The sequence below is a fragment of the Collinsella sp. i05-0019-G5 genome (genome assembly GCF_042851345.1).
In the GTDB taxonomy this organism is placed as follows: Bacteria; Actinomycetota; Coriobacteriia; order Coriobacteriales; family Coriobacteriaceae; genus Collinsella.
In genome coordinates, this window is sequence record NZ_AP031421.1 from 1202939 (window position 1) to 1220144 (window position 17206).

The following is a 17206-nucleotide window of genomic DNA, read 5'->3' on the forward strand; positions in this document are numbered from 1 at the left end:
TGCTCATGACGTGTAAGCTATCTGCTATCGTCGCCGTGTGTGACGATTGGGGCATTGGGTGCGAGGGCGACATGGTGGTGTCCAATCGCGCCGATATGCGCCATTTTGTGGCCTGCACCAAGGGCTGCCCGGTTATCATGGGACGTAAGACGCTGCTGAGTTTTCCCGGCGGGCGTCCTCTCAAGAACCGCCGCAATATCGTGCTTACGCGCGATATGGGCTTTACCCACGAGGGCGTCGACGTGGTGCATAGCGTTGACGAAGCGCTCTCTGCGGTTGCCGATGGGCTCGTTGCCTGGGTGATCGGTGGCGGCGATGTCTATCGGCAGTTTTTGCCGTACTGCGTGGAGGCCGAGGTCACTCATAACCACTGCGTCCATCCCGTGGACACGTACTTTCCCGACTTGGACGCCGATCCCGCGTGGGAGATTGCGCAGCGTAGCGGGGTCGCGACGATTGCCGCCGGTGAGGGTGACGAGGGCGTCAATTATGAGTTCGTGACGTATCGTCGCATCGAGGCGTAAATCGTCTGGCGTGAACGGTATCATCGGGTTGATTGAATGCATGGGGCGGCGCTTAGCGTCGCCTCGTTTGGTATAGATGTGCTGTAAAGAAGGGTGCGGGCTGGCTGCTATGACTGATGCCGTTGAGGTTCTGCGAATTGATTCGCTCGAGGACGAGCGGCTCGATGCCTACGTGCGACTGACCGAGCGCGAGCTGCGCTGCGTGTTGGAGCCGCAAAAGGGCATCTTTATCGCCGAGAGCGCCAAGGTCATCGAGCGTGCGGTGCGTGCCGGATATCAGCCGGTGAGCTTTCTTTTGGGCGAGCGCTGGCTCGACCAGATGATGCCGCTGTTTGAGCGCCTAGTCGTGCGCGAGGGCGCGGGTCCTGTTCCTGTGTTCGTCGCCTCCATGGAGCTCATGGAGCAGTTGACGGGCTTTAACGTGACGCGCGGCGCGCTGGCGGCGTTCCGTCGCCCGCGTCAGATTCCGGTTGATGAGTTCTTGGGCGGCGTCGTCGAGGCGGCGGGGGATCGTCCGGTGCGCGTGTGCGTGCTTGAGGGTATTGTCGATCACACCAATGTCGGCGCGATTTTCCGCTCGGGTGCCGCGCTCAATGTCGACGGAATTCTGGTGAGCCCTACGTGCTGCGATCCGCTGTATCGTCGCTCGGCCCGCGTGAGCATGGGCACCGTGTTTCAGGTGCCGTGGACGCGCATTGGCAGCGAGGCTCGTGTGTGGCCGCATGATGGTCTGAGCGCGTTGCACGATGCCGGTTTTTCGTGTGCCGCTATGGCGTTGACGGACGATTCCGTATCGCTGGACGATCCCGTGCTGCAGGAGATTGACCGCTTGGCAATCTTTATGGGTACCGAGGGTGCCGGCTTGGGCGCCAAGACCATTGCCGGCTGTGACCACGCGGTGCGCATTCCGATGGCGCACGGGGTCGATTCGCTTAACGTGGCCGCGGCGAGCGCCGTCGCCTTTTGGCAGCTGTGCCCGCACGCGAGCAATGAGTATCACTACCAGCCGGGTTTGTATCACTAGGCAGATATTTCGCACCTGGCTCTGATTCGGGGTGTTTCGGTCGACGCCAGTCGGTGCTAAGCTGATATTGGCTTTGGTCTTAAATTGCCGTTTTGTTGTTTAACATACGTTGGCGGGGAGGGCGTGTGGCTAAGAAATCTACGGCTATCGATGTAACGCAGGGTGTCATTTGGCAACAGCTGCTGTCGCTGTGCGTTCCCATCTTTTTTAGTTCGTTTTTTCAGCAGGCCTACACGCTTTTCGGTACGTATATCGTTGGCCAGTTTGGCGGCAAGCTCGCGCTGGGTGGCATTCAAGCCACGATGGTGCTCACCGAGTTCTGCATTGGCTTTTGCGTTGGCGTCGGCGCCGGCTGCGCGGTCATTACCGGTCAGTATTTTGGCCAGCACGATGATGAGCGACTGAGTCGTTCGGTCCATACAGCCATGACGCTCGCACTGGTGGGCGGTATCGTTTTCTCGATTCTTGGCATAGTGTTCGTTTAGCCCATGCTGGTGCTTATGAACACGCCGCATGAACTATTGGCCGAGGGCGCGGCCTATGCTCGTTGCTATTTTGCCGCCATGGTTGCGGCGCTGCTGCTCAATATGGGAACGGCATTGCTGCGCGCCGTGGGCGACACACGCGGGCCTGCTGTGATTATCGCTTCCGGCTGCCTTGTTAATGCGGTGCTGGATGTCATCTTCGTTGCCGTGCTTCATATGGAGGCTCTGGGCTGCGGCATCGCGGTGGCGCTGACCATTTGCTCCAACGCCACGATGATCGTGTTGCGCATGTTGCGCGCTCCGGGTGCATGGCGTCTTTCGCTATCTAAGCTCGGCATCGATCGCGGTATTTGCAAGAGTATGATCTCGTGTGGTCTGCCACTCGGTTTTCAATCGGCTGCCTATTCGATCTCGAACGTGCTGATCCAGGTGTCGGTTAATTCGTTTGGCGCCGATGTCACGACTGCTTGGGGTCTATCTGGGCGCCTGGATGGCATTATCTGGATGGTGACCGAGGCGCTCGGCGTATCGATCACTACGTTCTCGGCGCAGAACTTTGGCGCGCGCAACTACGAGCGCATGCGCAAGGGCTACCATACGTCGCTCGTGCTGTCGTTTATGCTCATTGGTGGCCTGTCTGCCGTGCTGCTGGTGTTCTCGGGCCCGCTGTCGCGTTTGTTTGTCGACGATGCTTCGATTTCGGCGTACACCACGACTATCCTCCATTTCATTGCGCCGTTCTATGCGATTTTCTCGATTATCGAGAACGCCTCGGGTTCCATCCGCGGCGCCGGCGTGAGTTTGCAGCCTATGATGCTCACCATCTTTGGCACCGTTGTCTTGAGGGTGATCTGGGTGTTTGCGATCATGCCCTTCGATCCGTCGCTCGAGCATCTACTGCTGGTTTACCCCGTAACCTGGCTCATCACCGCAACCATGTTCACCATCTACCACCACAGCGGCAACTGGCTAGGTCGCGCCACCGCCTAGCTCATCCGTCAGATACCCCTGATAAGTTGCGGTGAAATAGTTCCTGAAAAGCCCTTGCGGACCGTCAAACAAGTACTATTCCACCGCAACTTCCTTATGAGCTGTAGGTGTTGGCGGAAAACGAATCAATTAGTATTCGATGCCTTGGCGGGCTAGGAGGCCTTCGTCGAAGTAGTGTTTGATGGGACGTATTTCGGTGACTAAGTCCGCGAGGTCGGCCAACGGCAGCAGCCCGCGGCCGGTGAGCATGAGCTCTGTGGTGGTAGGCTTCAGTGCGATCAGCCCCTCCACATCCTTGCGCGTCACGAAACCTCGGCGCATGGCCTCGCCGAGTTCGTCCAAAATCAGAACATCGACCTGTGATATCTGCTCGTGTGCGAGCTCCAGAATCTGTGCCGCGCAGGCCTCGGGCGTGTCGCGGTCGGCCTGTACGATGCGCAGACCCAAACGGGGCGCCGCACCATGCTCGGCGCAGTGCGGTTTCTTGGCAAACTGCAGCATAAGCACGTCGAGTCCGTAGCCCGTCGCGCGCAAGGCGAGCCCCAGCGCAGCCGTCGTCTTGCCCTTGCCGTCGCCTGTATAGATTTGAACCTTGCCGACTTACAGTGATGCCATCTCTGTCCTTTCGTGCCCGGCGTCGGTTTATCGCCGTCCGGGTTGGGTATTCTAGAAAGCATTATCAACCCCAGTAGATGGAGTTCAAGCAGATGGAGATGGATGACAACAAGCGTAGACGGAATATGATCCTCTACGTGCTCATCGCCTTCGTCGTCTACCTCGTGCTCTCGACCGTTCTGTTCCCCAACATCGGTCACACGCAGCAGATTACGAAGACCGATTACTCGACGTTTGTCAAAGCGCTCGATAAGAAGAGTGTCGACAAGGTCGAGTACAACACGGACGATTACTCGATTTATTACACCAAGAAGGGCGAGGACGAGAACATCGCCTATAAGACGACCGGTGTGCCGAACGATGCGGGCTTTACCGATCGCGTGCTTGAGTCTGGCGCTTCGCTGGAGTCGGTCGTTCCCGATAAGAACTCGGGTTTGATGACCTACTACCTGCTCACACTCATTCTTCCCATGGCGATTTTCTTCCTCATCGGTTGGTGGCTCAACCGCCGCATGAAGAAGGCTATGGGCGATGACGGCCCGTCGATGAACTTTGGCGGCGGCGGTTTTGGCGGCGGCGGACTGGGTAAGTCCGGCGCGCGCGTGATCGCCTCCAAGGACGTGGGCGTGACCTTTAAGGACGTCGCCGGCCAGGAAGAGGCCAAGGAGTCTCTCAAGGAGGTCGTCGACTTTCTGGAGAAGCCGCAGCGCTACGAGGAGATCGGCGCCAAGCTGCCGCGCGGTGCTCTCCTTGTTGGCCCTCCGGGTACCGGTAAGACCCTGCTTGCCAAGGCTGTTGCCGGCGAGGCCGGTGTTCCGTTCTTTAGCATTTCGGGCTCTGAGTTCGTTGAGATGTTTGTTGGTCGCGGCGCTGCAAAGGTTCGTGACCTGTTTAAGCAGGCCAAGGAAAAGGCCCCGTGTATCGTCTTTATCGATGAGATCGATACCATCGGTAAGAAGCGCGATGGCGGCGGCTTTAGCGGCAACGACGAGCGCGAGCAGACGCTCAATCAGTTGCTGACCGAGATGGATGGCTTCGATAACCACAAGGGTATCGTTGTCCTTGCCGCAACCAACCGTCCCGACAGTCTCGATCCCGCTCTACTGCGCCCCGGTCGTTTTGACCGCCGCATCCCCGTTGAGCTGCCCGATCTGACCGGCCGCAAGAACATCCTCGAGCTGCATGCCAAGAGCGTGAAGACCGAGCCGCCGATCGACCTGACCGCGATTGCCCGCGCCACGCCCGGTGCCTCGGGCGCCGACCTGGCCAATATCATCAACGAGGGCGCCCTGCGCGCCGTTCGCGAGGGTCGCAAGCGTGCAACCCAGGACGACTTCGAGGAGTCGGTGGAGGTCGTCATTGCCGGTCAACAGCGTAAGTCCACGGTGCTGTCCGACCACGAGAAGCAGGTCGTTTCTTATCACGAGATCGGCCATGCCATCGTCGCTGCCCGCCAGAAGGGCTCTGCGCCGGTCACGAAGATCACCATCGTGCCGCGCACGAGCGGTGCTCTTGGTTATACCATGCAGGTCGAGGAGGACGAGCGCTTCCTGACGACGCGCCAGGAGGTCTTGGACAAGCTCGCTGTCTATTGCGGTGGCCGCGCAGCCGAGGAGCTCATCTTTGGTGAGATGACGACCGGCGCCGCCAACGATATCGAGCAGGCCACCAAGCTCGCCCGTAATATGGTGACGCGCTTTGGTATGTCCGACGAGTTTGGCATGATGGCGCTCGGTACCGTGCAGAACGCGTATCTCAATCAGGACACGTCGCTCACCTGCGCCCCCGGTACGGCCGAGCGCGTGGACGCGATTGTCGCCAAGCTGATCGAGGATGCGCACGACCGCGCTTTGCAGATTCTGAAGGAGAACAAGTTTAAGCTCCACGAGCTGGCTCGTTATCTGTATAAGAAGGAGACCATCACGGGCGAGGAGTTCATGAACCTCCTCACGCGCGAGAATCCGCTGATGCCCAAGCAACAGTAAAGCCGCGGCCGAGCCAGTAAACGCCGACGCCCCATTTGAGCAGCTTTCTCAAATGGGGCGTTTTGCTTGAGAGAGATGGAAATGAAGATCGTGGTGAGCGCCTGCTTGATGGGCGAGAGCTGCAAGTATAACGGGCTCGACAACTACCATCGCGAGTTGGTCGAGACCTGCGAGCGTACAGGGACCGAGGTCCTCTTGGTGTGCCCTGAGGTCTTTGGGGGCCTGCCCACGCCGCGCAAGCCGTCCGAGATTGTGAACGGAGAGGTTCGTACCTGCGAGGGCATATCGGTCGATCGCGAATTTCGCCTGGGTGCCCAACGAGCGCTCGATATGTGCGAGCAGGCGGGCGGGCCGGAAGAGATCGCCGCGTGCATCCTGCAGGACCGTAGTCCCTCGTGCGGCGCGGGTCGCATCTACGACGGAACATTCAGCGGCACCCTTACGGCGGGCAACGGAGTCTTCGTTGATTTACTGCTCCGCCACGGTTATCGCGTGATCCCGGCTAGCGAGTTCGACCCCAGCATGCTGGAGCAATAAAAAACCACCACAAAGGTGCTGCTCCCTTGTGGTGGTTTTGGCCTGGGTCTAGAGCGTGTGGCCGTAGGCGTTGGCGGCCTTGATGGCGGCGGCGAATTTTTCGTCGGTGAAGGACTCCGGGTTGCCTTGCTTCCACTCGTTGGTGGCGTGCGCGTGCTCGCACAGGGCAGGGATATCGGTCTCGGAAAGCCCGACCTGCTCAAGCGTTACGGGCAGCCCCATCTGCTTGTTAAAGGCGGCGTAGCGCTCAAGGTTCTCGGTATCGCCCGTATAGGCAAACAGCACGAGCACGCCCAGGCTCACGACCTCACCGTGCAGATAGGTTCCCTCGCGCGGAATGCTGCACGTCGCATTGTAGAACGCGTGCGCCACGCTCGAGTTGTAGTAGTAATCGTTTTGGTTGGTCAGGTTCGAGACATAGCCCGTGTTGACCACGATGTCGAGCGCGATCTGCTTGACGGCCTCGCTCGACAGATTCCGGCGCACGTCCTCAAGACCCTGGACGCCATAAGTAAACAGCGGCTCGGAGCAGGTGTGGGCGAGTGCCAGGCCAAGACCGGCGGTATGCTCCAAATTACCGGCGCTCGTGGCGTATTCGACCTCGGGCTGCTTGGACAGGGCATCGCCCACGCCGGCCCAGAAGTACTCCGCCGGAGCTTCGGCGATAATCTTGGGGTTGATGAAGATATGCGCAGGTCGGTTGGGGTACGAATATCCCTCGAGCGAGCCGTCGTCGTTGTACACGACGGCAATGGCGGTCGCGGCCGAGCAGTTGGAACAGATCGTCGGGACGGTGAAGACGATCTTCTTGAGCTCGATGGCTGCGGTCTTCACGGTGTCGAGTGCCTTGCCGCCGCCACAGGCGATAAGCACGTCTGCCTGCTGGCAAGCGGGGGAGTTCACGACCTTGGCGATATTGGCGCGCGTGCTGTTGGTGCCGTAGACGCGCGTCTCCAGAATCTCGACGTCGGTGCCTGCCAGCGCAGCCTCGATGCCCGGCAGCGCCGCAGCCAGGGCTCGCTTGCCACCGATGATCGCGACCTTCTTCGCGCCGTACTCGGCCAGCGCGCCGGGCAGCTCGTCAAAGCAATCCTCGCCAACGGTGTAGTCGCTCATTCCAATCGTGCGCATAGCAACCTTCTTTCGTTCGATAAAGTGCTTACAGGTATTTTGCTCCAGGAGAAGGTCCACGGCCGCAAGAAATTTCGAACGTATAAAACCAGTGTTGAGGGTTTTTCGCTGGCGCGGAACGTGCTAGCATACTCCGCATAAGCGTTGATGGGGACGAGTAGTCGGCCGTCCGCATGCTACAGAGAGCGGGGAGCGCTGAGAACCCGTGCATGCGACCGATGAAAATCACCCCGGAGCTGCGGTCCCAACGGACGTGCCGCGCAGGTTCGTCTTAGTAGACATCGCCGAGATGGTCGTCGATACAGGCCAGCCGAGTAACGGATGCGAGCGCGCGAATACGCGGGCGAGGGCATCTAAGCTGGGTGGTTAAACGAAGAGCTTTTGCGGGCGTACAGTCCGTTTTGTGGCGCTTCGTCCCAGCTTGTAGGGACGGGCGCTTTTTTGGTGCCCAACGGGCGTGCGCGCCCACGACATGAAAGGGGTACCGTGGCAAACGAGTACAAGCAGACGATGAATCTGCCCAAGACCGGTTTTCCCATGCGTGCCGGTCTTTCCAAGTCCGAGCCCAAGCGACTCAAGGACTGGCAGGACAACAAGGTCTACGAGCAGGTTCTGAAGAAGAACGAGGGTCACAAGAAGTTCGTGCTGCACGACGGCCCTCCGTACGCCAACGGCCCGATCCACATCGGCCACGCCATGAACAAGATCTCCAAGGACATGATCAACCGTTACTGGATGATGCAGGGCTATGAGGTTCCCTATGTCCCCGGTTGGGACTGCCATGGCCAGCCGATCGAGCATAAGGTCGAGGAGAAGCTCGGCACCGAGAAGTTCAACCAGACCTCCACGGCTAAGATCCGCGAGCTTTGCAACAAGTTCGCTGTCGAGAACATCGAGCTGCAGAAGGCCGGCTTCCGTCGCCTGGGCGTGCTTGGCGACTGGGACAACCCCTACCTGACGCTCTATCACCAGCATGACGCTGCCGACATCGAGGTCTTCAAGGCCATGTTCGATAAGGGTATGATCTATCGCGGTCACAAGCCCGTCCATTGGTGCAAGCACTGCCACACCGCACTCGCTGAGGCCGAGATCGAGTACTCTGACGAGACGAGCCCGTCCATCTTCGTGCGCTTTGAGATGACCTCCAAGCCCGCCGGCCTCGAGAACTTCGACGGCCCGGTTGACTTTATCATCTGGACGACCACGCCGTGGACCATCCCCTCCGACCAGGCCGTTTCTCTCAAGCCCGGCGCCGCCTACGTCGCCGTTGAGCACGACGGCCGCGCCGAGGTCATGCTCGAGGACCTGGCTCCCAAGTGCTGCGAGGAGTTTGGCTGGGAGTACACCCCGGTTGTGGTCGACGGCAAGCCCTATGTGGTTCCCGCCGAGACCTTCCATCACATTCACTATAAGCAGCCGATCTTTGACGGTGTCGAGGGCGTGGCGCTGCTGGCCGATTACGTCGGTGTCGATGACGGTACCGGTATCGTCCACAACTCGCCCGGCCACGGCGTCGACGATTACTTTGCCTGCCTCAAGGAGGGCATCACCGACATCTGCATGCCGGTCGATGACGACGGCAAGTTCTATACCGGCGAGGAGTTTGGCACCGGTGGCCCCTTCAGCGGTATGGATACCGACGAGGCCAACCCGCACATCATCGATTTCCTGCGCGAGCGCGGCACCCTGGTCCTCGAGAAGAAGATCACGCACAGCTATCCGCACTGCTGGCGCTGCAAGCACCCGGTGCTCTTCCGTGCTACCGACCAGTGGTTTGTCTCGATGGACAAGACCGGTTTGCGTGAGCAGGCTGGCAAGGAGGTCCGCGAGAACGTCAAGTGGTATCCGGCCCATGCCGCCAACCGCATTGGCGCCATGGTCGAGCAGCGTCCCGACTGGTGCATCAGCCGCCAGCGCAACTGGGGCGTGCCTATCCCCAGCTACACTTGCGCCGACTGCGGCGAGAAGGTCATGAACGACGCCACGCTCGACGCCGTCATCAAGCTCTTCCACGAGAAGGGCTCCGACGCCTGGTTTACTGACGCTCCCGAGAGCTACCTGGGCGAGGCTTGCGTCTGCCCCAAGTGCGGCGGCCATCACCTCAAGGCCGATAAGGACATCCTCGATGTGTGGTGGGACTCCGGCGTTTCCTGGAAGGCCGTCTGCGAGTATCGCCCCGAGCTTGAGTACCCGGCGGACGTGTATCTCGAGGGATCCGACCAGCATCGCGGTTGGTTCCAGAGCTCGCTGCTCACTTCGGTGGGCGCCAACGGCCATGCTCCTTACAAGGCGGTCGTCTCGCAGGGCTTCACGCTCGATGGCCAGGGCCGCAAGATGTCCAAGTCGCTCGGCAACGTCATCGACCCCAATAAGGTCTGTGACGAGATGGGCGCCGACATCATCCGCCTGTGGGTTGCCTCCGTCGACACCAGCTCCGACGTTTCCATCGACCACGAGATTCTCGCTCGTACGTCCGATGCCTACCGTCGTTTCCGCAACACGCTGCGCTTCCTGCTCTCCGAGCTCGAGGGTCAGTTTGAGCCCGAGACCGACGGCGTCGCCTTTGCCGACCTGCTGCCGCTCGACAAGCTCATGGTTGCCCGCCTGACTCAGGTTCAGGCCGAGGTCGACGACGCTTACTCTTGCTACGAGTTCCCGCGCGCTTACCGTGCGCTTTATGACTTCGTGGTTACCGAGCTTTCCAACGTGTACCTCGACGCCCTGAAGGACCGTCTGTACTGCGATAAGCCCGGCTCGCTCGAGCGCCGCAGCGCCCAGACCGTGCTGGCCGAGCTCTTCTCGATGCTCATGCGCGACCTGCAGCCGATCCTGTCCTACACGGTTGACGAGGCCATGGCATATGCGCCCGCTGGCTGCGTCGATCACCAGAAGTACGCCGCGCTGCTCGATTGGTACAAGTCGCCCATCACGGTCGACGAGGCCAATGAGTTCGAGGGCGTGCTCGAGGCTTCGCTCGAGCTCCGTAGCGCCGTGACCAAGGCCCTTGAGGATGCCCGTTCTGCCGGCACCTTCACCAAGAGCCAGCAGGTCCGCGTCAAGGCGGTCGTTCCCGCCGAGATGTACGCGCTGCTGACCGGTGATAAGGCCGTCGACCTGGCCGAGTTCTACATCGTCTCCGATGTTGAGCTGACCCAGGGCGAGGAACTCTCCGTTGCCATTGAAGCTGCCGAGGGCGAGTGCTGCGACCGTTGCTGGAACTACCGCACCACCGTTGGCGAGTACAACGGCCACGCGCATATCTGTAAGCGCTGCGCTGATGCGCTGTAGGTTACGGCGTTCGTAGAACGCCGTAACCTACCGACGCTGCAAACGCCCCTAAGCGGCAATCTGACGTTCAATCGTCGGTCGCGTACCAAAGTACGCTTCCCTCCTCTTTCACGTCACCTTGCTCGCTTAGGGACGTTTTCGCTGTTGGTGACGATAACGCGGCGTTTCCATTGCTGGAGCAAGAGGCTTTCTTTCGACTTGCGCTTTTAGTCGAAAGCTATTAAGCGACATTCCGTTATTCGGAATGCCGCTTTCTTTTTTTGCTGGTTATTTATCTGGCGTTAGCGAATATGTCGTGCGCTCTGCGTGTGGCAATATAAGATGGTTAATTGCGTTAAACGGAATTCGATTGTTCTGAGGGTAGGGGATTTCTTTGGGTCGTGCTGGGGATATGACGCCGCCTTTGCGTTGGCGGTTGGGTGTTGCTGGTGGGGTGGCGCTGGTTGTGCTGCTTGTTGACCAGTTGACCAAGCTTGCGGTTCGTGCCGTGGGCGATGCACTGCATGTGACCGTCATCCCCGGCGTGATCGACTTCCTGTTTGTCCGCAATATCGGCGCTGCCTTTAGCATGGGCGAGGGGCATGGCATCGCGTTTGCCGTGCTGGCGTTGGCGGTCATTATCGCTATTGCCGTGTACCTCGTTCGTGCGCCCCAGCTCGCCCATCTTGAGGTTGTGGGCATGGCGATGGTTGCGGGCGGTGCTATCGGCAACGCTATCGATCGTTTGGCCTTTGGCTTCGTGACCGATTTTATTGCCACCACCTTCATCGACTTTCCCGTCTTTAACGTGGCCGATATTGGCATCACCGTAGGCGTCGTGCTTGCCCTCATCGGCTACATGTTCTTGAGCCCTGCTGCCCGCGAAGTCGATGCGACTGCCGAGCTCAATGCCCGTGATGAGGCCCGCGCTAAGCGCAAAGCCAAGCAGCGTGGGGAGCGTGCCCGCAAGATTCGCGAAAGGAATGAGCGTTAATGGCCGACATCCATATTCTTGTTGCCGACGATTCCGCTGGTCAGCGTCTTGACGCCTATTTGGGCGCCAACGATGGCTGTCCCACGCGCTCTGCCTGCGCGCATCTGATCGAGGGAGGCGCCGTTGCCGTCAACGGTGAGACTTGTCTCTCTAAAAAGTACGCCGTACGCGCCGGCGATCGCATCTCGGTCGACTTGCCCGAGCCGCACGACCCGACCGACGTGATTCCCGAGGCCATTCCCCTCGATATCCGCTACGAGGACGACTACCTTATCGTGCTCTCCAAGCAGCGGGGCCTGGTGTGCCATCCCGCCCATGGCCACGAGAGCGGCACCCTTGCGAACGCTCTGGTCTACCACTGCGGCATCGATCATCTTGGTACTGTGCAGGGTGAGGACCGCCCCGGCATCGTGCATCGCCTGGATCGCGATACCTCGGGCCTTATGCTCGCGGCAAAAGACGACGACACCCAGCGCGCGCTTCAAAATCTCATTCGCACGCGTACGCTCGACCGCCGCTATATCACGCTTGTCCACGGGCACATCGCCATGGACGAGGGCACCATCAATACCGGTATCGCCCGTTCTACGCGCGACCGCGTCAAGATGGCGGTTTCGGACGACCCCTTTGCCCGTCAGGCCATTACGACCTTTAAAGTCCTCGAGCGCTTTGATTCCACGCGCTTTGACGATGGTTATACGCTCGTTGAGTGCCATCTGTTTACCGGTCGCACGCACCAGATTCGCGTGCATATGCGTCATATCAACCACGCCTGCGTGGGCGATCCACTCTACGGCAAGTGCGATGCGCGCGCCGACCAGGGCCTGACCAGGCAGTTCCTTCATTCCTGGCGCGTGGCGTTCGACCATCCCGTGACGGGGGAGCGCATTGAGTGCCGCGACGAGTTGCCGTGGGATCTCGCTGCGGTTCTCGACGATCTGGCTCCGCGCTCGCTCGGTCGCACGGCCGTTGGAGATGAAATCGTTCCGCAGCTCGGTCTTCTCGAAGCCTAGCCAGTATTAGGTGGTTTCTTGAACTCGGTAAGCCTGCGGTAAGATATACGATTGTTTACGTTACGCGTTGCTGGGAGCCTGCATGCTCGCCTTTTTACAAACCAACACACCCATCGTGATCTTCAACCAGATTGTCGTCACGCTGCTCACGGTCTGCTTTCTGTACCAGGTGGTCTTCTTTGTCATTGGCGCTCTTCGTGGCGAGGTCGCGCCTCCCAAGGCCAAAAAACTCCATCGCTATGCCTTTTTTATCGCGGCGCATAATGAGGAGGCCGTGATCGCCAACCTCGTTCGCTCCATCAAGGACCAGGATTATCCGTCCGAGCTCATCGAGGTTTTCGTGGTCGCCGATGCCTGCACCGACAACACGGCGCAGCTCGCGCGCGAGGCCGGTGCCATTGTTTACGAGCGCAATGACCTGGCCCGCAAGGGCAAGAGCTGGGTCATGGACTTTGGCTTCGACCGCATTCTCAACGAGTATCCCGACACGTTTGAGGGCTACTTTATCTTCGATGCCGATAACGTTATCTCCCGCGATTACGTTTCCAAGATGAATGATGCCTTTGACCAGGGCTTCCATGTGGTCACGAGCTATCGCAATTCCAAGAACTTCGGCAGCTCGTGGATCTCGGCTGCTAATGCCACGTGGTACCTGCGTGAGGCGCGCTTCCTCAACAACGCGCGTAATATCTGCAAGACGTCCTGCGCTGTTTCGGGTTCGGGCTACCTCATCTCCGCCAGCGTTATCGAGGGCATGCACGGTTGGCAGTTCCACACGCTGACCGAGGACATTCAGTTCACCACGTTCTGCGCCATTCACGGCATTCGCATTGGCTATGCGCCGGCGGAGTTCTTTGACGAACAACCCGTGACGTTTAAGGCGTCCTGGAAACAGCGCATGCGTTGGACCAAGGGCTTCTACCAGGTGTTCTTTACTTACGGTAAGCACCTGGTCAAGTCGACCTTCCGCTACCATCGCTTTGCCGCCTACGACATGTTCATGACGATCGCCCCGGGTATGCTGCTGTCGCTCATCTCGATGCTCGCCAATGCGACGTTCCTGATCGTGGGTGGACTCTCGCACGGCTTTTTGGCTACCGAAGTCGAGATGCAGGCCTGTGCCGCTTCGCTCATTATGACCTTCGCCATGATGTATCTGACTTTCTTTATCCTGGCGCTGCTCACGACTATCTTTGAGTACAAGCACATTCACTGCGCGCAAAAGTGGCGTCTGGTGACTAACCTGTTTACCTTCCCGATCTTTATGTTCAGCTATATCCCCATCACGGTGGCCGCGCTGTTCCTGAAGGTCGACTGGGTCCCGACGCAGCACGCCGTCAGCGTTACCCTTGACGAGGTCATGCAAGGCGCCAAATAACCACCACCAAAACCACCGCAAAGGGGACAGGCACCTTTGTGGTGGTTTTTGCTTTTGAGCAGCTGCTCAAGGAGGTTTTCGATGATCTATATCCCGTTTTGGATTTGCATCTTTGCCGGCGTGGCAATTGATGCCCGAGAGCGACGGTTTCCCAATGGGCTTGCCGGCGCATGTGCCGTGGCGGCGTTGGCGGGCGTTTGGCTCGACCTCGGTTTGAACACAGCGCTTGACCACGCCGGTCTTGCGGTCATCGTCTACCTTGGCCTTGTGCTTACCGAGTCGCTCTGGCGTAGAGTTCGCCACGCTCCTGGCATTGGCATGGGGGACGTCAAGGCACTCTTTGCCCTTTGTACCTTCGATCCCCTGGGCGGCGTTGTCGCGTTTGCGGTTGCGCTCCTGACCCTTGCCGTCGCTTGCCTCATCGCAAAATCGCGCTCCCTGCCATTGCTCCCGTTTTTAGTGCCGATTTTTGCCATAATCGAGGTCGTGGGCTGCACTTTGTAACCGATTGCGCATCCTTTTTAAGGAGCATGCCATGGAATCTAATCAAGAAACGGCCGTCATTAAGGCGCGCATGGACCGCATTCCCGCGGCGTTGTCGCCCGATCTGGTCGAGCGTATTGCCGCCGACCGCGCCTCGGGTGTCGTCAACCCGTATCGTTGCAACGACGATCAGGTCATTCGTCGTATTGATCGCGCTGCCGACAAAGGCACGCTCATGCGTCCGGCATTTATGCGCGATACCGAAAAGATACTTCATCTTCCGTCGTACACCCGTTATGCAGGTAAAACGCAGGTCTTTAGCTTCCGTAGCAATGACGATCTGTCACGCCGCGGTTTGCACGTGCAGCTTGTCTCCCGCATTGCGCGCGATATCGGTCGCGCCTTGGGGCTCAATTGCGATTTGATCGAGGCGATTGGCCTGGGTCACGACTTGGGACACACGCCTTTCGGCCATGCCGGCGAGCGCTTCCTCAACGATATCTATCATGAGCGTACGGGGCGTTATTTTTTCCATAACGTGCAGTCGGTCCGAGTGCTCGACACGCTGTATGGCCGCAACGTGTCGCTCCAGACGCTTGACGGCGTGCTATGCCATAACGGCGAGTACGAGCAGCGTGTGTTTGAGCTCTCGGACATGGGCTCCTTTGACCAGTTTGACCAGACGGTTGAGGATTGCATTGCCACGGGCTATAGCGCAATTGAGCATCTGCGCCCCATGACGCTCGAGGGCTGCGTCGTTCGCATCTCGGATATTCTTGCCTACGTCGGTCGTGACCGTCAGGATGCGATCGCGGCGGGCCTGCTTTCGCCCGACGCTTTTGATGATGGCCGGGGCGGTGCCTACAACAGTTGGATCCTCACGCATGCCTCCATCGATATCGTTGAGCACAGCTATGGTAAGCCGCGCATCGGGATGAGCGAGGACCTGTTTGAGGAAATTCGCCGAGCCAAGCGCGAGAACTACGAGAAGATCTATAGCAAGGGCGGTATCGAAGGCGATTCCGAGGCGGAGCTGCGCGAGGCGTTCGTAAAGCTCTACGACCGTTGCCTGCGGGATCTTAACAGTGGCGACGAGTCCTCTTACATCTTTAAGCACCATATTTCGCGCATTGAGCAGCAGCTTTCCTACTATGATCGCACCTATGCCTGGCAGGACGACAAGGATCAAGCCGTGGTGGATTATATCGCGAGCATGACGGACGGTTATTTCTGCGAGCTGACGAGCAAGCTGTTCCCTGGTCTGGAGTTTCCGCACCGTACCTATATTAACGAACGGTAGTTCGTATTAATTCGGTATACTGTTAGTGGAAAACGTTTTTGATTGATACACGGGATGGCTATGGACGACCTTTTTTCTGCTTCGACGCGCGAGCGTTCCTTTCAGAATGCGCCGCTTGCGGTGCGCATGCGCCCCAATTCGCTCGACGAGTACGTGGGCCAGCAAAAGGCCGTCGGTAAGGGTTCATGGCTGCGTGCCGCGATCGAGCACGACGTGCTTTCGAGCGTGATTCTGTACGGGCCTGCCGGTACGGGCAAGACGACGCTGGCCCACATTATCGCCAACCATACCAAGAGCGAGTTTGTTGAGGTCAGCGCCGTCACGGGTACCGTGAAGGACCTGCGTCGTGTGATTGATGAGGCCAAGACGCGCCTGAATACGTACGACCGCCGCACCATTCTATTCATCGATGAGATTCACCGCTTCTCTAAGTCGCAGCAGGATGCCCTGCTGCATGCAGTTGAGAACCGTACCGTCATTATGATTGGCGCTACGACAGAGAACCCGTACTTTGAGGTCAACTCGGCACTGTTGTCGCGCGGGCGCGTGGTGGAGCTTGAACATCTGAAGGATGAGGATATCGCCACGCTTATTGAGCGTGCGCTCGAGGCACCACAGGGCTTGAACGGAAAGTTCTCGGCCGATGAGGATACGGTCAAGACCATTTGCACGCTGGCAGCGGGTGACGCTCGCTCGGCGCTCACGACGCTCGAGCTTGCGAGCGAGATTGCCGTCACGCGTCCCGATACCGAGGGAACGCCAGCGCCTGCGGCGGGGGAGCGCTATCCCATCACCGTGGATGACGTGAAGATTGCCAACCCGCGTCGCGGCTTTACGTATGACAAAAACGGCGACATGCACTACGACATCATCAGTGCGTTCATCAAGTCCATGCGCGGTAGTGACCCCGATGCCACGATCTATTGGCTCGCGCGCATGATCGATGCTGGGGAGGATCCTAAGTTTATCGCTCGCCGCATTATGATTCACGCTTCTGAGGATGTTGGCAACGCCGACCCGCAGGCGCTTTTGGTGGCGCATGCCGCGTTTAAGTCTGCCGAGGTCATTGGCTATCCCGAGTGCCGCATTAACCTGGCTCAGGCTGCACTCTATGTGTGCTTGGCGCCAAAATCCAACGCGTGTGAGGCTTCGATCGATGCGGCGCTGGCCGATATCCATTCTAGTGGGCTTCGCGAGGTGCCGAGTTATCTGCGCGATCGCCATCGCCCGGGCAGCGATGAATACGGTGTGTATAAGTATCCACATGATTATCCCGAAGGCTGGGTCGATCAGCGCTATTTGCCCGAAGGCTTGGAACGCGGTGCATTTTGGCAGCCTGCCGGGCGCGGCTGGGAAGAGTGGCGCGTAGAGCAAAGCGAACGAGACCGCAGCGGGAATGCACCGAGGTAGCTGCTGATAATTTTGTCCCACGTTGCTGCTCTTGGCATGTTCGGTCCCCTTTGGGGTACCATGAAAAGCG

General features: G+C 59.0%; 14 protein-coding genes and 1 pseudogene. 13 read left to right on the forward strand and 2 right to left on the reverse strand.

Translation table 11 applies throughout. From position 1 onward, the window contains the following. The first annotated feature begins 5 nt into the window (after positions 1 to 5). The 4 genes and pseudogenes from ACGHIZ_RS05480 to ACGHIZ_RS05495 all read left to right on the forward strand — a co-directional run bounded on the left by ACGHIZ_RS05480 (position 6) and on the right by ACGHIZ_RS05495 (position 3023). Entirely contained in the window at positions 6 to 524 is a 519-nt protein-coding gene (locus ACGHIZ_RS05480; RefSeq protein ID WP_390449786.1) for a dihydrofolate reductase, read from the forward strand. Positions 525 to 633: 109 nt separating this feature from the next. Then, a complete protein-coding gene (locus tag ACGHIZ_RS05485) occupies positions 634 to 1548 on the forward strand; it encodes a TrmH family RNA methyltransferase (protein WP_390449789.1) in 915 nt (304 codons plus the stop codon). 125 nt (positions 1549 to 1673) lie between these two features. Next, positions 1674 to 2171: pseudogene (locus ACGHIZ_RS05490) on the forward strand (MATE family efflux transporter); the annotation flags it as partial. Positions 2172 to 2393: 222 nt separating this feature from the next. After that, positions 2394 to 3023, forward strand: a complete 630-nt coding sequence (locus ACGHIZ_RS05495) for an MATE family efflux transporter (protein WP_390449872.1) — start codon at positions 2394 to 2396, stop codon at positions 3021 to 3023. A gap of 129 nt (positions 3024 to 3152) precedes the next feature. Here the strand turns inward: ACGHIZ_RS05495 and ACGHIZ_RS05500 are convergent, their stop codons facing one another. Then, positions 3153 to 3608 (reverse strand): cob(I)yrinic acid a,c-diamide adenosyltransferase, encoded by a 456-nt coding sequence (locus ACGHIZ_RS05500; protein WP_390449875.1) that lies wholly within the window; start codon positions 3606 to 3608, stop codon positions 3153 to 3155. Positions 3609 to 3730: 122 nt separating this feature from the next. Here ACGHIZ_RS05500 and ftsH point away from each other — a divergent pair, with 122 nt between their 5' ends. Continuing rightward, positions 3731 to 5623: an ATP-dependent zinc metalloprotease FtsH gene (gene ftsH, locus ACGHIZ_RS05505; protein ID WP_171021520.1), complete on the forward strand. Its 1893-nt coding sequence runs from the start codon at positions 3731 to 3733 to the stop codon at positions 5621 to 5623. A 75-nt stretch (positions 5624 to 5698) separates the two neighbouring features. Beyond that, positions 5699 to 6160, forward strand: a complete 462-nt coding sequence (locus ACGHIZ_RS05510; RefSeq protein WP_390449878.1) for a DUF523 domain-containing protein — start codon at positions 5699 to 5701, stop codon at positions 6158 to 6160. A gap of 48 nt (positions 6161 to 6208) precedes the next feature. Here ACGHIZ_RS05510 and ACGHIZ_RS05515 read toward each other — a convergent pair whose 3' ends face one another. Then, positions 6209 to 7291 (reverse strand): iron-containing alcohol dehydrogenase family protein, encoded by a 1083-nt coding sequence (locus ACGHIZ_RS05515; RefSeq protein ID WP_390449791.1) that lies wholly within the window; start codon positions 7289 to 7291, stop codon positions 6209 to 6211. Between the two features lie 510 nt (positions 7292 to 7801). On the opposite strand from ACGHIZ_RS05515, the gene ileS reads away from it, so the two are divergent. From ileS to ACGHIZ_RS05550, 7 genes are all read left to right on the forward strand, one after another. After that, a complete protein-coding gene (ileS, locus tag ACGHIZ_RS05520; protein WP_390449881.1) occupies positions 7802 to 10579 on the forward strand; it encodes an isoleucine--tRNA ligase in 2778 nt (925 codons plus the stop codon). 415 nt (positions 10580 to 10994) lie between these two features. Continuing rightward, positions 10995 to 11552 (forward strand): signal peptidase II, encoded by a 558-nt coding sequence (lspA, locus tag ACGHIZ_RS05525; protein WP_390449794.1) that lies wholly within the window; start codon positions 10995 to 10997, stop codon positions 11550 to 11552. Further along, on the forward strand, positions 11552 to 12565 hold the full coding sequence (locus tag ACGHIZ_RS05530; RefSeq protein ID WP_195544366.1) for an RluA family pseudouridine synthase: 1014 nt from the start codon (positions 11552 to 11554) through the stop codon (positions 12563 to 12565). Before lspA ends, ACGHIZ_RS05530 begins: the two co-directional genes overlap by 1 nt. An 82-nt stretch (positions 12566 to 12647) precedes the next feature. Beyond that, the gene (locus ACGHIZ_RS05535) at positions 12648 to 13943 is read left to right on the forward strand and encodes a glycosyltransferase family 2 protein (protein ID WP_195245800.1); all 1296 of its coding nucleotides are present in this window, start codon (positions 12648 to 12650) and stop codon (positions 13941 to 13943) included. An 81-nt stretch (positions 13944 to 14024) separates the two neighbouring features. Further along, complete coding sequence (locus ACGHIZ_RS05540; RefSeq protein ID WP_390449797.1) at positions 14025 to 14447, forward strand: prepilin peptidase; 423 nt, start codon at positions 14025 to 14027, stop codon at positions 14445 to 14447. Between the two features lie 31 nt (positions 14448 to 14478). Continuing rightward, on the forward strand, positions 14479 to 15726 hold the full coding sequence (locus ACGHIZ_RS05545; RefSeq protein ID WP_390449801.1) for a deoxyguanosinetriphosphate triphosphohydrolase family protein: 1248 nt from the start codon (positions 14479 to 14481) through the stop codon (positions 15724 to 15726). A gap of 60 nt (positions 15727 to 15786) precedes the next feature. Continuing rightward, positions 15787 to 17136: a replication-associated recombination protein A gene (locus ACGHIZ_RS05550; protein ID WP_161115823.1), complete on the forward strand. Its 1350-nt coding sequence runs from the start codon at positions 15787 to 15789 to the stop codon at positions 17134 to 17136. Positions 17137 to 17206: the final 70 nt, after the last annotated feature.

Coding starts and splice junctions, on each gene's coding strand:
- ACGHIZ_RS05480 (WP_390449786.1), top strand. CDS start 6: ATGACGTGTAAGCTATCTGCTATCGTCGCCGTGTGTGACGATTGGGGC.
- ACGHIZ_RS05485 (WP_390449789.1), top strand. CDS start 634: ATGACTGATGCCGTTGAGGTTCTGCGAATTGATTCGCTCGAGGACGAG.
- ACGHIZ_RS05495 (WP_390449872.1), top strand. CDS start 2,394: ATGATCTCGTGTGGTCTGCCACTCGGTTTTCAATCGGCTGCCTATTCG.
- ftsH (WP_171021520.1), top strand. CDS start 3,731: ATGGAGATGGATGACAACAAGCGTAGACGGAATATGATCCTCTACGTG.
- ACGHIZ_RS05510 (WP_390449878.1), top strand. CDS start 5,699: ATGGAAATGAAGATCGTGGTGAGCGCCTGCTTGATGGGCGAGAGCTGC.
- ACGHIZ_RS05515 (WP_390449791.1), bottom strand. CDS start 7,291: ATGCGCACGATTGGAATGAGCGACTACACCGTTGGCGAGGATTGCTTT.
- ileS (WP_390449881.1), top strand. CDS start 7,802: ATGAATCTGCCCAAGACCGGTTTTCCCATGCGTGCCGGTCTTTCCAAG.
- ACGHIZ_RS05530 (WP_195544366.1), top strand. CDS start 11,552: ATGGCCGACATCCATATTCTTGTTGCCGACGATTCCGCTGGTCAGCGT.
- ACGHIZ_RS05535 (WP_195245800.1), top strand. CDS start 12,648: ATGCTCGCCTTTTTACAAACCAACACACCCATCGTGATCTTCAACCAG.
- ACGHIZ_RS05540 (WP_390449797.1), top strand. CDS start 14,025: ATGATCTATATCCCGTTTTGGATTTGCATCTTTGCCGGCGTGGCAATT.
- ACGHIZ_RS05545 (WP_390449801.1), top strand. CDS start 14,479: ATGGAATCTAATCAAGAAACGGCCGTCATTAAGGCGCGCATGGACCGC.
- ACGHIZ_RS05550 (WP_161115823.1), top strand. CDS start 15,787: ATGGACGACCTTTTTTCTGCTTCGACGCGCGAGCGTTCCTTTCAGAAT.